The following is a 13,129-nucleotide window of genomic DNA, read 5'->3' on the forward strand; positions in this document are numbered from 1 at the left end:
ACGGCATCCGTCTGGACGCTGCCGACGTGCTGGACTTTGACTTTATGAAGGGACGGCGCCGCCTTGCCAACGTAGTGAAGCCGGAGTTCTGGCTGAGGGGCGAGGTCATCCATGGGGACTACAGCCGCTGGGCCAACCCCGAGATGCTCCACTCCGTCACCAACTACGAGCTGCACAAGGGCCTGTGGAGCGGCCACAACGACCACAACTATTTTGAGATCGCCCACACCATGCGGCGGCTGCAGGGCCTCTGCCATGACACCCGGCTCTACAACTTCTCGGACAACCACGATGTGGAGCGTCTGCCCAACAAGCTGCGCAACCGCGACCACATCCGGCATATTGCTCTTCTAGTATATACGCTTTGGGGCATTCCGTCCATCTATTACGGCTCAGAATTTGGGATCGAGGGCAAAAAAGAGTGGGGCAGCGACTGGCCGCTCCGCCCCTGCCTCGAGCTGGCCGACTATGCCGACGCCGAAAAGACGAATCCTGTCACCAGCGTCTACGCTGCACTGGGCAGGCTGAAGGCCGAGTGCCCTGCGCTGAGCTGGGGCGAAGTCAAGGAACTGACCCTGACCACCCAGAGCTACGCCTACGCCCGGGTGCTGGACGGCGAGGCCGTCGTGGCCGTCTACAACAACGGCGACAGCCCGGTGTCGATGGAGCTCCAGCTGCCGGTGGAGGCCGCGGGCGTGAAAGATCTGCTGGCCGGCTGCGTGGGCAGCCAGCCCATCCTGACGCAGGTGGAGTGGGGGAAGCTGAAGGTCCAGCTGCCCTCCAACTACGCCACCCTGCTGCAGCTGGTGTAAAAAGGAGGAACGCGGAAGATGAATGCTGCGCAGCGCAGAAAAGCGATTTTAGAGCGGCTGACGGAGGCCAGCGCCCCCCTGAGCGCCAGCGTGCTGGCAGGTGCGCTGGGAGTGTCTCGGCAGATCGTGGTGGGCGATGTGGCCCTGCTGCGGGCCGCAGGCACCCAGATCGACGCCACGCCCCGGGGCTATCAGCTCCACCCGGCGGCACGGGGCTGTACGGGCATCCTCGCCTGTGTCCACAGCACCGCCGACCAGATGCGGGAAGAGCTGTATACGGTGGTGGATCAGGGCGGCGTCGTGGTGGATGTGGCCGTGGAGAACCCGCTTTACGGCGAGCTGCGCGGCAATCTCAACCTCGCCAGCCGGTACGATGTGGACCATTTTATCCAGCAGGCGGCGGATACGCCCGAATGCCTGCTGAGCCGGATGACCGGCGGTGTGCACCTGCACACCCTGAGCTGCCCTACGGAGGAGGCATTCCGCCGCATCGAAGCGGCACTGGACGCCAAGGGGCTGCTCTATAAAAAAGAGGAATAAGGGACTGCTTTCATTGTAAAAAATCCACGGGGGCTTGTCCATCGACGAAAGACGAAAACCGTTGGATAATCAACTAAAACACGGAAGAGGTGGATTTTGTGGACATCCGTATCGCGCGCACTGACCGGGCCATCGAACAGGCATTCATGGAGCTGCGGGAGAAGAACCCTCTGGAGCGGATCAAAATAAAGGACCTGTGTGCGCTGGCCTGCATCAACAAATCGACGTTCTACGCCCACTATGAGGACATCTATGCGCTGGCGAACGCGCTGGAAAACAAGCTCGTCGAGTCGATCCTCGCCAGCGTGCCCCACACCCATGACGATGAGGCACTGCATCAGACCGATGCACTGACAAGGGAGCTGTTTCAGGCCTTCGTGCAGAACCAGCGGGCCGTGAATATCCTGTTTTCAGGCAACCGGCAGGGCATCTTCGCCAACAGCATCGAAAAGGGCCTGCGCCAGCGGTTCGAGGAGGCAGACCCGACCTTTGCGGCCGACCTGAACCGGGGCATCCTGCTTTCGTTCTGCGTGCAGGGCTGCTTCTACGCATTCACCAACAACAGCGGCCGGATGGATGAAAGCAAGCTGGTGGCCCTGCTGGGGGCCATCGCCAAGGCGGCACAGAAGATCGAATTATAGCAGAGGGGCTGGATAAGCCCGGACAAAAAGACCAGAGCTGCTCGGCCGAAAAGGCTTTGCAGCTCTGGTCTTTTGCGTTATTTCTGCGTTCTGGGCGGGGCGGTGCGCTCGGTCAGCAGCTGCTGGAACTTCCGGGCTGCTGTGTTCAGCGGGCGGTGGTGGTCGTAGACGAGGCAGATGCTGCGCTGGGGGATGATCTCCTGCAGGTGCAGCTGGACGAGCTCGCCGCGTTCCAGCGCAGCTTTTGCCATCGGTTCCGGCACGAAAGCAAGGCCCAGCTCGCTTTTAACAAGGGTCAGCATCTGGTCGGTGGTGGCGGCTTCGGTGTCGGGCCGGAGGACGGCATCGTGGTCAAGGAAGAACTGCCGGTAGAAGCTGCGGGTCATGCTCTCGTCGCTGAGGGAGATGAGGGGGTAGTTGACCAGTTCTTTCAGGGTCAGGTTCTGGCTTGCCAGTGCGGTGAAGGTCCGGCCGCCCACCAGAACCTCGTAAAAGGGCATCAAATCCACCATTTTCAGCCCCGGATCAAGCTCTGTGGGGGTCGAGATGACGGCAAAGTCCACCTCGCCGTTCTTCACGGCCTGCACTGCCTGCGGGGTGGAGTGGTTGGAGATGCGCAGCCGGATGCCGGGATATTCGGTGTGGAAGGCCCGCAGTTTTTCGGACAGATAGATGTTCAGCGCCGTTTCCGTTGCGCTGATGCTGATCGCGCCGTGTTCCAGCGTGGCGCTGGCACTCAGCTCCTCCTCGGCGTCCTGGATCTGCACCGCCGCCGACGCAATGCGGGAATAGAGCATCTCGCCTTCCGGTGTCAGGGTGACGCCCCGGTTGGAGCGGATGAAGAGCACACAGTTCAGCTGGCTTTCCAGCCGGTTCATCGAGTGGGTGATATTGGGCTGGTTGTTGCCCAGCACCCGCGCCGCCTTGGTAAAGTTCTGATACTTCGCCACATAATAGAAGATCTTATAATATTCCCAGTCCACATACATGATGCTTTTCCGCCTTTCATATAAAAATTACATCGCTGCCATACACAGGATACTTTTTACACATTCTTTCTCTGCTCGTATAATAGCAATTGCGACTGGAAATTGCAAGAGGAAAATCGAAGGATGAGGTTCTGCGGCGGCGCAACAGCCTTTGCCGCAGGCCATCGCAAAATGTGAAAAGAAGGAAATTGAAGTTTATGCTGACTGCTGTTACTGGAATCAACTGGGGCGATGAGGGCAAGGGCCGCGTCATCGACCTGCTGGCCGAAAACGCCGATGTGGTCGCCCGCTATCAGGGCGGCAACAACGCCGGCCATACCGTTGTTACTGAGAAGGGCAAGTTCATCCTGAACCTGCTGCCCTCCGGCATCCTGCACCCGGACGTCACCTGTGTGCTGGGCACGGGAATGGTCATCGACCTTGACCATCTTGCAGGCGAGATGCAGGCCATCGAGGCCCGCGGCGTGGAGATCAGCCCCAAGAACCTGAAGCTCTCCGACAAAGCTACCATCTCCATGCCGTGGCATAAGGTGCAGGACGGGCTGGAAGAAGACCGCCTTGCCCAAAAGGGCAGTGCCTTCGGCTCCACCCGGCGCGGCATTGCCTACGCTTACAGCGACAAATACCGCAAAAAGACCCTGCGTTTGGGCGACCTGCTCCATCTGGACGAGGAGCGCACCCAGAACCGTCTGCACATGATTTTGGACTCCAAGAACATGGAGCTGGCGGGCTGCTACCATCAGGAAAAGATGTCCTACGATGCGCTGCTGAGCTGGTGCAGAGCACAGGCGGAGCAGTTTGCACCGTACATCTGCGATGTGGGGGCCTTTTTGCAGGAAGCTCACGACAGCGGCAAGCGCATCGTGCTGGAAGCCCAGCTGGGTGCTATGCGGGATATTGATTACGGCATCTTCCCGTTTACGTCCAGCTCCAACACGCTGGCAGCTTACGCACCGCTGGGGGCCGGCATCCCCAACTGCCGCCTCGACCATGTGGTGGGCGTGCTGAAAGCGTATTCCACCTGCGTAGGTGCCGGTCCTTTTGCCGCTGAGAACGCCATGGGCGAGGACTGGAACGAGAAGCTGCGCAAGGCAGGCGGGGAATACGGTGCGGCCACAGGCCGTCCCCGCCGGGTCGGCCCCTTTGATTGCGTGGCCAGCCGGTACGGTCTGGCCTGTCAGGGGGCGGATAAGATTGCCCTCACCAAGCTGGATGTCCTCAGCAGCATGAAGGAGATCCCGGTCATCACCGGTTATAAGCTGGATGGTGTGGAAGTCCCCCGCTTCGATACCCTGTCCGACCTCGACCGGATGGAGCCGGTGGTCACGATGCTGCCCGGCTGGAACAGGGATATTTCCGGCTGCAAGAGCTGGGATGACCTGCCCAAGGAAGCGAAGGGCTATGTGGAGTTCCTCGAACAGCAGCTGGGCCATGCGATCCAGTTCATCTCCACGGGCGCGGAGCGCGAGAGGTTTGTGCTGAAAGGAGAATGGCTGTGAGACATTTTATTGAGCCGAACAGCTTTTCTCTGGACGAGCAGCTGGCCCTTCTCGACCTTGCAGACCGGATGGAGGCAGACCCCGCGCCCTATGCGCATCTCTGCGATGGGCGCATTCTGGCAACGCTGTTCTACGAGCCGTCCACCCGCACCCGGCTTTCCTTCGAGTCGGCCATGCTGCGGCTGGGCGGCAAGACGCTGGGCTTTGCCGGGGCACAGCTGTCCAGTGCCAGCAAGGGTGAGACGGTGGCAGATACAGCCCGCGTCGTGAGCAATTATGCCGATGTCATCGCCATGCGCCACCCGAAAGAGGGCGCGCCGCTCCGGGCGTCCCTGTATGCACGGGTGCCTGTCATCAATGCAGGCGACGGCGGGCACGCCCACCCCTCCCAGACCATGATCGACCTGATGACCATCCGCCAGCGCAAAGGGCGGCTGGATCACCTGACGGTGGGCTTCTGCGGCGACCTCAAATTTGGCCGGACGGTCCACTCCCTGACCGCAGCCCTCAGCCAGTTCGAGGGGAATCGCTTCGTGTTCATCTCGCCGGAGGAGCTGCGCATCCCCCAGTACGTCAAGGACGAGACCCTGACGCCGCTCCATCAGACCTACAAGGAGACGGCAGACCTCGAAGCCGAGCTGCCGCACCTGGACGTGCTCTATATGACCCGCATCCAGCAGGAGCGCTTTTTCAACGAAGAGGACTACCTCCGGTTGAAAGGCTGCTACTCCCTGAACGCCAAGCTCTTGGAGCTGGCCCCGTCGGATATGCCGGTGCTGCACCCGCTGCCCCGCATCGACGAGATCAAGCTGGACGTGGACAACGACCCTCGTGCCGCCTACTTCGACCAAGTCCACAACGGCGTTTATATCCGGATGGCCATTATTCTGGCCCTGCTGGGCATCCCCGACCCGGTGACCGGAAATAAAGTGCTGAAATAAGCTCTGACCGGAAAAACAATGCCGCCCGCCTGCGCTGTTGTCACGCAGGTGGGCGGCATTTTACATTATTGGCCCGGAAAGCACCGTTCAGACAAGGCTTTCCATGATCTTGGCACAGGTTTCGATGCCAATGACCCCGCTGTCCAGCGCGATATGATAGTTGGCGGCGCTGCCCCATGGAGCAAAGTGAAGGAGCAAAAAATTCCCCACAGACCGGCAGATCCGTGCTATAATCAGAGCAAAAGGGCCTGCGCCGGAAGCGGGGCCCCGCAAAAATGGAGGACATGAGGATGAACGAAACGCTGCGAAGGGATGCCGACGCCATCATCGGGGCCAGCCTGAGCGCTGTCCTGCCGGACGAGGCCGTCCGCCGTGCACTGAACGCCTTTCAGCCCAAGGGCGGCAAGGTGATGCTGGTGGCAGCGGGCAAGGCCGGATGGCAGATGGCCCGCGCCGCCGTGGAAGCACTGGGCCGGGTGGACGGCGGCGTGGTCGTGACCAAGTATGGCCACGTCAAAGGCCAGATCTCCGGGGTGGACTGTTATGAAGCGGGCCATCCCGTCCCGGACGAAAACGGCTTTGCGGCCACCGAAAAGGCGCTGGAGCTGGTGCAGGGGCTGACCGCAGAGGACACGGTACTGTTTCTGCTCTCGGGCGGCGGCAGCGCGTTGTTTGAAAAGCCGCTGCTCTCCGGCGGGGAATTGCAGGACATCACCCATCAGCTCCTTGCCAGCGGGGCCGACATCGTGGAGATGAACACCATCCGCAAGCGGCTTTCCGGGGTCAAGGGCGGGCGGTTCGCACAGCGCTGCGCTCCGGCAAACGTATTCAGCATCGTCCTCAGTGATATTCTGGGCGACCCGCTGGATATGATCGCCAGCGGCCCGGCAGTGCCGGACTCCTCCACCTGCGCGCAGGCGCTTGCCATCGCGGAAAAGTATCGGCTGAACCTGTCGGAACAGGCGAAAGAGCTTCTGGCACAGGAAACGCCGAAAGCGCTCGACAACGTGACGACCCGGATCACCGGCAGCGTCCGGGAACTGTGTGCAGCTGCGGCCAGTGCCTGCCGGGCGCGGGGCTATGAGCCAGTCGTCCTCACCGACCGGCTCTGCTGCGAGGCCCGGGAGGCAGGCAGCTTCGTTGGCTCCATCGTCCGCACCCACGCGGGGCAGGGCCGGAAGCTGGCCTTTATCGCAGGCGGCGAGACTGTGGTGCACCTGACCGGGAAGGGTCTCGGCGGCCGCAATCAGGAAATCGCCCTTGCGGCGGCTCCGGCTCTTGCCGGGCTGGACGCGGCGGTCTTCTCGGTGGGCAGCGACGGCACCGACGGCCCCACCGATGCCGCTGGCGGCTATGTGGACGGCGATACCGCCGCCGCTCTGGCTGCAAAGGGCTGGAACGTGTTCGACACTCTGAAAAATAACGATGCCTACCACGCCTTACAGGCGGCAGAGGGGCTGATCATCACCGGGGCCACCGGAACAAACGTCAACGACGTGGCGGTGGCACTGATCACAGGATAAAGAGAGACTGCTGCGCGTAATGTGCCTCCGGTGGGCCGGGATCAGTTCTCGGAAGAGATGTCCTCGCCGAAGTACTTTTCGCTCAGCTCCTTGAGGGTGCCGTCGGCACGCAGTGCTTCGATGGCGCTGTTGAGGGCGTCGAGGAAGGAGGTGTCGTCGCTCTTGAGCACGGGGATGGCGACATGGGAGGCCTCCTCGGTCTGGGCCACCAGCTTGAAGTTGGCGTCCGGATGGACATTCAGGTAGTCGTAGAAGGAGACGTCGGCGTTCAGGGTGGCGTCGATGCGGCCGGCAGTCAGCAGCTGGATGGTCTCCTCCAGCGTGTCGATGCCCTGCACGGTAGCGCCGTAGCTCTCGGCCAGCTCCATATAGGTGGAGGCAGGGCTGTTGGCCGTGGTCTTGCCTGCGAGGTCCTCAAAGCTCTTGATGTCCTCGTTGTCCTTGCGGACGGCGAGGGCGGTGTGGATGTAGCCGTAGGGGGTGGTGAAGTCGTAGGTCTTGGCGCGCTCCTCCGTGACCTCGACGCCGTTGCAGACGAGGTCATAGCGGCCGGCGTCCAGACCGGCGAAGAGGCTGTCCCAGTCGCTCTCGACATACTCCGGCTCGACGCCCAGCTTTTCGGCGATGGCGCGGGAGACCTCGACGTCGTAGCCGACGAGGGTGTCGCTCTCATCGTGGAAGCTCCAGGGCTGCCATGCGCCTTCCAGCGCGACGACCAGCTTGCCGTTGGACTGGACGGTCTCCAGCTTGTTGGCAGCGGCGGAGGAAGCGGACTTGCTGGAAGAGCAGCCAGCCAGCGAGAGGGCACCGGCGGCAGCCATGACGCTCATCAGGGAGATAAAGGTTCTGCGTTTCATAATATAATAGTCCTTTCTGTGGTAAAAGCTTGGGAGAGGCTTCAGGCTTCGGTATGCGAGATCTTTTGCAGGAACTCGCGGGTGCGGGCCTCTTTGGGGTGGGCGAAGAACTCCTGCGAGGGGGCTTCCTCCACCACGACGCCGTTCTCCATGAAGACGGTGCGGGAGGAGACGTTGCGGGCAAAGCCCATCTCATGGGTGACGACCAGCATGGTCATCCCCTCCTGCGCCAGCTGCCGCATGACAGCCAGCACCTCGCCGGTCAGCTCGGGGTCGAGGGCGCTGGTCGGCTCGTCGAAATAGATGATCTCGGGGTCGGAGGCGAGGGCGCGGGCGATGGCCACACGCTGCTGCTGACCGCCCGAGAGCTGGCGGGGGTAGTAGTCGGCCCGGTCGGCGAGGCCGACCTTTTCCAGCATCTTCATGCCGATGGCATTGGCCTCGTTTTTGGGCATTTTCCGGGCAACGATGAGGCCCTCGGTGACGTTCTGGAGGGCCGTCTTGTTGCGGAAGAGATTATAGTTCTGGAAAACGAAGGCCGTCTTCCGACGCAGCCGTGCGATGGAGGCCCGGTCGGCGTGGGCAAGATCAAAGGCCTCACCGTCGAAGGTGAGGGTGCCCGCGTCGGCGGTCTCGAGGAAGTTGAGACAGCGCAGCAGGGTGGTCTTGCCGGAGCCGGAGGGGCCGAGGATGGCGACGACGTCGCCCTTTTCCACCGTCAGATCGACGCCGCACAGCACGTCAAGGCTGCTGACCGGCTTCGGGGCACGGCCAAAGATGCCGGGATGGACGCCGGGCTTTGCATATGTATGGAAGGATTTGCGGACGCCGCGGATCTCTAACATTGCCATAACAGCCATACTCCTTTCTTACTGGAAGCCGTGGGCGTTGAGCTGGCGCTCCAGCAGCCCCTGCAGCTTGGTGATGACGGTACAGAACAGCAGATACACCACCGCCACCTCGCAGTAGATGGGCAGGAAGATGTAGGTGCGGGCCGCGACCCGCTGGCCGGCCATGAACAGCTCCGCCACGGTGATGTTGGAGGCCAGAGAGGTGTCCTTGATCATACCGATGAGGGAGTTGGAGAGGGCGGGCACGGCGGTGCGCAGGGCCTGCGGCAGCACGATGCGGTGCATGATCTGCCACCAGCTCATGCCCACGCAGCAGCCGGCCTCCAGCTGGCCCTGCGGCACGCTTTCCAGCGCACCGCGCATGGTCTCGGCACAGTAAGCGCCCTCGTTGAAGGCGAAGGCGATGACCGCCGCCGGAAAGGCGTCCAGCATGATGCCCACGCTGGGCAGGCCATAGAAGATGATGAAGAGCTGCACCAGAAGCGGTGTGCCCCGGATGACCCAGATGTAGAACCGGGCCAGCTGACTCAGCACCGGCACCCGGGCGTACTGTACCAGAGCCACGGCTACGGCCAGCACCATCGCCAGAGTGAACGAGACGAGGGTGAGGGGGATAGTCATGGTGAGGCCCGCCGACAGGATGCGGGGCAGGGCCTCCCAGAGCACGCTGATGATGCGGTTGGATAACAAAGATTCCAGCATGGATGATGTCCTTCTTCAAAATGAAAAATAGAGCAGTTTGACTTTTTATCGCACTTTTTGAAAAATGCGATAAACCGATGGAACAGCAGGAAAGCTCATGATACACCTTAAACCATACTTTCAGTCAAGGGCCTGAGCAGAAAATCCTACAAATCCTACCAGAATACTATAGCATGATTCCCGGGGGAACGCAAATGGTTTCGAAAAATTGCATGGTATGGATGAAATGAATGAAAAAGATGCATGAACTTTGTGCACAACGGCGGAACAGTTGACGCGGCAGGGGCTTTCGGGTACAATAGAATCGAATAGACCTGTGCGGTGGCACGGGCAGAACAGGCCGCACGCCCCGGCAGATGGGAGCGCGGCGGATACGGAGGACAAACGTGATGAAACGTATTGGTATTCTGGGCGCTGGAACTTGGGGCATGGCCCTTGCACGGATGCTGACGGTGAGCGGGAACGATGTGCTGGTCTGGTCGGCCATCGAGAAGGAGATCGATGATCTTTCGACGACCCGCGTCCACCCCAACCTGCCGCAGATGAAGATCCCGGAGGAGCTGCGGTTCACCAAGAGCATCGAGGAGGTCTGCAAGGACAAGGACATCCTGCTGTTCGCGGTGCCGTCGGTCTTCGTCCGCTCCACGGCAGCAAAGGCCCGGCCCTATGTGGCCGACGGCCAGATCATCGTGGACGTAGCCAAGGGCATCGAGCCGGACACGCTGTACACCATGACGGAAATCCTTGCCGATGAGCTGGGCCGGGAGGGCGGCCCGAAGAACATCCGCCTTGTGGCCCTGTCCGGCCCCACCCACGCAGAGGAGGTGGCCATCGACCTGCCCACCACCATCGTGTCGGCCAGCAAGGACGCCGAGGCTGCGGCCTTCGTGCAGGAGGTCTTTACCAACAACGTCATGCGCGTCTACACCAATGACGACATCAAGGGCGTGGAGCTGAGCGGCGCTATGAAAAATGTCATCGCGCTGGGCGTCGGCATCTCCACCGGCCTCGGCTACGGCGACAACGCCCGCGCCGCCCTCATCACCCGGGGCATCGCTGAGATCGCCCGTCTGGGCGTGGCGATGGGCTGCAACATCCACACCTTTGCGGGTCTGGCCGGCATCGGCGACCTCATCGTGACGGCCACCAGTATGCACAGCCGCAACAACCGCGCCGGTATCCTTATCGGCAAGGGCGAGACCCCGGAGCACGCCGTCAAGGAAGTGGGCATGGTGGTGGAGGGCATGAACGCCCTGCCCGCTGCGCTGGAGCTGGCCGAGCGGTATCAGGTGGAAATGCCCATCGTCCAGACCGTCAACGCCATCGTCAACAAGGGGATGAGCGCGGCGGAGGCCGTCAAGTCCCTGATGGAGCGCGGCCTGAAGAACGAGCTGCCGCAGGAATACGAAAAATAAACGAAAAGGGGCGGTATCATGCCTTCTACCTACGCACACCGCCGCTTTGGCGCAGATGTTCTGGCCCTGCTTCCGGACGGGCTGCGCCAGACGCTGGAGCAGCACCGGGAACTCTACGATATGGGCCTCCACGGGCCTGACCTGATGTTTTATTACAAGGCATTGCAGACGAACCCGGTGAACCGTTTGGGGAATGCCATGCACGAGGAAAAGGGCGAGGTGTTTTTCACCCGCGCCCGGGCCGTGGTGGAACACGCGGCGGATAAGGACGCTGCGCTGGCCTACGCGCTGGGCTTCGTCTGCCATTTTGCACTGGACAGCACCTGTCACCCCTATGTGGAGGCTTATGTCCGGGAGAGCGGCGTGAGCCACTGTGAGATCGAGACAGAGTTCGACAACGCCTTGCTGCGGGAGGACGGCTATGACCCCATGAAGTTCTTTACGGCCAGCCACATCAAGCCCAGCCGCCAGCGGGCGGAGGTCGTCGCGCCTTTTTATGAGGGCGTCACGGTGGACGAGACGCTGGCGGCGATGAAGGGGATGATCTCGGTGCACCATATGCTGCAGGCGGCGAACCCCGTCAAACGCTGGGTGGTGCTGGCCGGGATGCGCGCCGCTGGAAAGTATGAGTTCATGCACGGCCTTGTGGCGAACCCGCAGCCCAACCCCAAGTGTGTCCAGAGCAGCCGGAAGCTCGAGGAGTTGTACAAAACGGCTGTGCCGCTGGCGGTGCGGCTCATCGGCGAGTATGCCGGAGGAAAGCCGCTGGGGCCGGAATATCAGCACACGTTCGGGGAAGACTGAGAGGAGCACTGGATGGGAAAGAATGGCAATTTTCGCCTGACGAGGCTGGAACGGAACTGGATCCTGTACGACGTGGGAAACTCGGCCTTTGTGCTGATGGTGGCGACCCTTATCCCCATTTTCTTCAACGCACTGGCAGAGAGCGGCGGCCTGACCTCGGTGGAGTATCTGGCCTACTGGGGCTATGCAAGCTCGGTCGTGACCATCATCACGGCCATCCTCAGCCCGATCCTCGGCACGGTGGCGGACACCAGAGGCTTCAAGAAGCCCATCTTCATGCTCTGCGTCGGCGTGGGCATCGTGGGATGCTGCGCCATGGGCGCGGCGTCGGCGTGGCTGCCCTTCCTCGTCATCTTCGTCATTGCGAAGGTGGGATTTTCGGGCAGTCTGGTGTTCTATGACTCCATGCTCGGGGATGTGACCACGCCGGAGCGGATGGATGAGGTGTCCAGCCGGGGCTATGCGTGGGGCTACATCGGCAGCTGCGTGCCCTTCGTGGTCTGTCTCGGCCTTGTGCTGGGGGCGGGGGCCATTGGCCTCAGCCAGATGACGGCGCTGAACATCGCGCTTATCCTGACGGCGGTGTGGTGGCTCGTGACCACCCTGCCGCTGCTGAAAAGCTACCGACAGCTCCACTATGTGGAGGTGGAACAGCACGCAGTACGCCAGAGCTTTGCCCGCATCGGCCAGACCCTGCGGCATCTGCCGGAGGACAAGCAGGTGTTCTGGTTCCTGCTGGCGTTCTTCTGCTACATCGACGGCGTGTATACCATCATCGACATGGCCACAGCCTACGGCACGGCGCTGGGGCTGGACACCACCGGGCTGCTGCTGGCGCTGCTGGTGACGCAGATCGTGGCGTTCCCGTCGGCCCTCATCTTCGGACGGCTGTCCAACGAGTATCCCTCGTCGAAGCTCATCCCGGTCTGTATCGCGGCCTATGCGGGCATCGCGGTGTTTGCGTTCTTTCTGACCCGGCAGTGGCAGTTCTGGGTGCTGGCCGTCATCGTGGGGATGTTCCAAGGCGGCGTGCAGGCCCTCAGCCGCTCCCACTTTGCAAAGATCATCCCGCCGGAGAAGTCGGGCGAGTACTTCGGGCTTTTCGACATCTGCGGCAAGGGGGCATCCTTCCTCGGGACGATGATCGTCAGCGTGGGGAGCCAGCTGACCGGCAGCGCCAATGTGGGCGTCGGCTCCCTCATCGTGCTGTTCGTCGTGGGATTCGTACTGTTCCGAGTGTCCTGCCGTCAGGGAGAAACGGCATAAATTTCATAAAAAGCGGAAACGGAGAGAGCTGTCCTGTACAGCTCTCTTTTTATTGTGACTTTCAAAAATAGTGCCTATCAAAACGGCATAGTTGCGATACGCAGCTTGCGGATGGTGCTTGTGCATTCAAAACACAAACTGCTATATTTTGTGGAAAACGCAGAAAAGCCGGGCGATTTTTTATGCAGAAAGCCGCCACAAAAATACTGAAACCTCTTGACAAATATAATCGGGGGGGGGGGTATATTGATTCAGAACAGAGGCTGTAAGTTTTACCCAGCTCCGAGCC

The 13,129-nt window shown here is 61.3% G+C and carries 13 protein-coding genes; 9 read left to right on the top strand and 4 right to left on the bottom strand.

Annotated elements, in window-relative coordinates:
• From ACT8X9_RS10350 to ACT8X9_RS10360, 3 genes are all read left to right on the top strand, one after another.
• On the top strand, window positions 1-812 hold an 812-nt coding region (locus ACT8X9_RS10350), incomplete at its 5' end, for an alpha-amylase family glycosyl hydrolase (protein ID WP_444268912.1).
• Window positions 813-830: 18 nt separating this feature from the next.
• Window positions 831-1,352 (top strand): 3H domain-containing protein, encoded by a 522-nt coding sequence (locus tag ACT8X9_RS10355; protein WP_444268913.1) that lies wholly within the window; start codon window positions 831-833, stop codon window positions 1,350-1,352.
• A gap of 98 nt (window positions 1,353-1,450) precedes the next feature.
• Window positions 1,451-1,993: a TetR/AcrR family transcriptional regulator gene (locus ACT8X9_RS10360; protein WP_249233532.1), complete on the top strand. Its 543-nt coding sequence runs from the start codon at window positions 1,451-1,453 to the stop codon at window positions 1,991-1,993.
• A 77-nt stretch (window positions 1,994-2,070) separates the two neighbouring features.
• On the opposite strand, the gene ACT8X9_RS10365 is transcribed toward ACT8X9_RS10360, so the two are convergent.
• Complete coding sequence (locus tag ACT8X9_RS10365; protein ID WP_444268914.1) at window positions 2,071-2,982, bottom strand: LysR family transcriptional regulator; 912 nt, start codon at window positions 2,980-2,982, stop codon at window positions 2,071-2,073.
• Between the two features lie 197 nt (window positions 2,983-3,179).
• Between ACT8X9_RS10365 and ACT8X9_RS10370 the strand changes: the two genes are divergently transcribed.
• The 3 genes from ACT8X9_RS10370 to ACT8X9_RS10380 all read left to right on the top strand — a co-directional run bounded on the left by ACT8X9_RS10370 (window position 3,180) and on the right by ACT8X9_RS10380 (window position 6,945).
• Window positions 3,180-4,481 carry an adenylosuccinate synthase gene (locus tag ACT8X9_RS10370; RefSeq protein WP_227620459.1) on the top strand — a complete coding sequence of 434 codons (1,302 nt, stop codon included), beginning with the start codon at window positions 3,180-3,182 and terminating at the stop codon, window positions 4,479-4,481.
• A complete protein-coding gene (gene pyrB / locus ACT8X9_RS10375) occupies window positions 4,472-5,422 on the top strand; it encodes an aspartate carbamoyltransferase (RefSeq protein WP_444268915.1) in 951 nt (316 codons plus the stop codon). Before ACT8X9_RS10370 ends, pyrB begins: the two co-directional genes overlap by 10 nt.
• Before the next feature lie 290 nt (window positions 5,423-5,712).
• Window positions 5,713-6,945: a glycerate kinase type-2 family protein gene (locus ACT8X9_RS10380; RefSeq protein ID WP_444268916.1), complete on the top strand. Its 1,233-nt coding sequence runs from the start codon at window positions 5,713-5,715 to the stop codon at window positions 6,943-6,945.
• Between the two features lie 41 nt (window positions 6,946-6,986).
• On the opposite strand, the gene ACT8X9_RS10385 is transcribed toward ACT8X9_RS10380, so the two are convergent.
• Genes ACT8X9_RS10385 through ACT8X9_RS10395 form a run of 3 tightly spaced genes read right to left on the bottom strand, consistent with a single transcriptional unit; the run spans window position 6,987 to window position 9,355 of the window.
• Window positions 6,987-7,802, bottom strand: a complete 816-nt coding sequence (locus ACT8X9_RS10385; RefSeq protein ID WP_444268917.1) for a transporter substrate-binding domain-containing protein — start codon at window positions 7,800-7,802, stop codon at window positions 6,987-6,989.
• A gap of 41 nt (window positions 7,803-7,843) precedes the next feature.
• Entirely contained in the window at window positions 7,844-8,653 is an 810-nt protein-coding gene (locus ACT8X9_RS10390) for an amino acid ABC transporter ATP-binding protein (RefSeq protein ID WP_444268918.1), read from the bottom strand.
• 18 nt (window positions 8,654-8,671) lie between these two features.
• Window positions 8,672-9,355, bottom strand: coding sequence for an amino acid ABC transporter permease (locus tag ACT8X9_RS10395; protein ID WP_444268919.1), 684 nt, complete (start codon window positions 9,353-9,355; stop codon window positions 8,672-8,674).
• A gap of 389 nt (window positions 9,356-9,744) precedes the next feature.
• On the opposite strand from ACT8X9_RS10395, the gene ACT8X9_RS10400 reads away from it, so the two are divergent.
• Genes ACT8X9_RS10400 through ACT8X9_RS10410 form a run of 3 tightly spaced genes read left to right on the top strand, consistent with a single transcriptional unit; the run spans window position 9,745 to window position 12,840 of the window.
• Window positions 9,745-10,770, top strand: a complete 1,026-nt coding sequence (locus ACT8X9_RS10400) for an NAD(P)H-dependent glycerol-3-phosphate dehydrogenase (RefSeq protein ID WP_444268920.1) — start codon at window positions 9,745-9,747, stop codon at window positions 10,768-10,770.
• An 18-nt stretch (window positions 10,771-10,788) separates the two neighbouring features.
• Window positions 10,789-11,574: a zinc dependent phospholipase C family protein gene (locus tag ACT8X9_RS10405; RefSeq protein WP_249233524.1), complete on the top strand. Its 786-nt coding sequence runs from the start codon at window positions 10,789-10,791 to the stop codon at window positions 11,572-11,574.
• A gap of 12 nt (window positions 11,575-11,586) precedes the next feature.
• On the top strand, window positions 11,587-12,840 hold the full coding sequence (locus ACT8X9_RS10410; protein ID WP_444268921.1) for an MFS transporter: 1,254 nt from the start codon (window positions 11,587-11,589) through the stop codon (window positions 12,838-12,840).
• Window positions 12,841-13,129: the final 289 nt, after the last annotated feature.

This window comes from Faecalibacterium sp., assembly GCF_052358865.1.
GTDB classification, from domain to species: domain Bacteria; phylum Bacillota; class Clostridia; order Oscillospirales; family Ruminococcaceae; genus Faecalibacterium; species Faecalibacterium butyricigenerans.

Coding starts and splice junctions, on each gene's coding strand:
- ACT8X9_RS10355 (WP_444268913.1), top strand. CDS start 831: ATGAATGCTGCGCAGCGCAGAAAAGCGATTTTAGAGCGGCTGACGGAG.
- ACT8X9_RS10365 (WP_444268914.1), bottom strand. CDS start 2,982: ATGTATGTGGACTGGGAATATTATAAGATCTTCTATTATGTGGCGAAG.
- ACT8X9_RS10370 (WP_227620459.1), top strand. CDS start 3,180: ATGCTGACTGCTGTTACTGGAATCAACTGGGGCGATGAGGGCAAGGGC.
- pyrB (WP_444268915.1), top strand. CDS start 4,472: ATGGCTGTGAGACATTTTATTGAGCCGAACAGCTTTTCTCTGGACGAG.
- ACT8X9_RS10380 (WP_444268916.1), top strand. CDS start 5,713: ATGAACGAAACGCTGCGAAGGGATGCCGACGCCATCATCGGGGCCAGC.
- ACT8X9_RS10385 (WP_444268917.1), bottom strand. CDS start 7,802: ATGAAACGCAGAACCTTTATCTCCCTGATGAGCGTCATGGCTGCCGCC.
- ACT8X9_RS10390 (WP_444268918.1), bottom strand. CDS start 8,653: ATGGCAATGTTAGAGATCCGCGGCGTCCGCAAATCCTTCCATACATAT.
- ACT8X9_RS10395 (WP_444268919.1), bottom strand. CDS start 9,355: ATGCTGGAATCTTTGTTATCCAACCGCATCATCAGCGTGCTCTGGGAG.
- ACT8X9_RS10400 (WP_444268920.1), top strand. CDS start 9,745: ATGAAACGTATTGGTATTCTGGGCGCTGGAACTTGGGGCATGGCCCTT.
- ACT8X9_RS10405 (WP_249233524.1), top strand. CDS start 10,789: ATGCCTTCTACCTACGCACACCGCCGCTTTGGCGCAGATGTTCTGGCC.
- ACT8X9_RS10410 (WP_444268921.1), top strand. CDS start 11,587: ATGGGAAAGAATGGCAATTTTCGCCTGACGAGGCTGGAACGGAACTGG.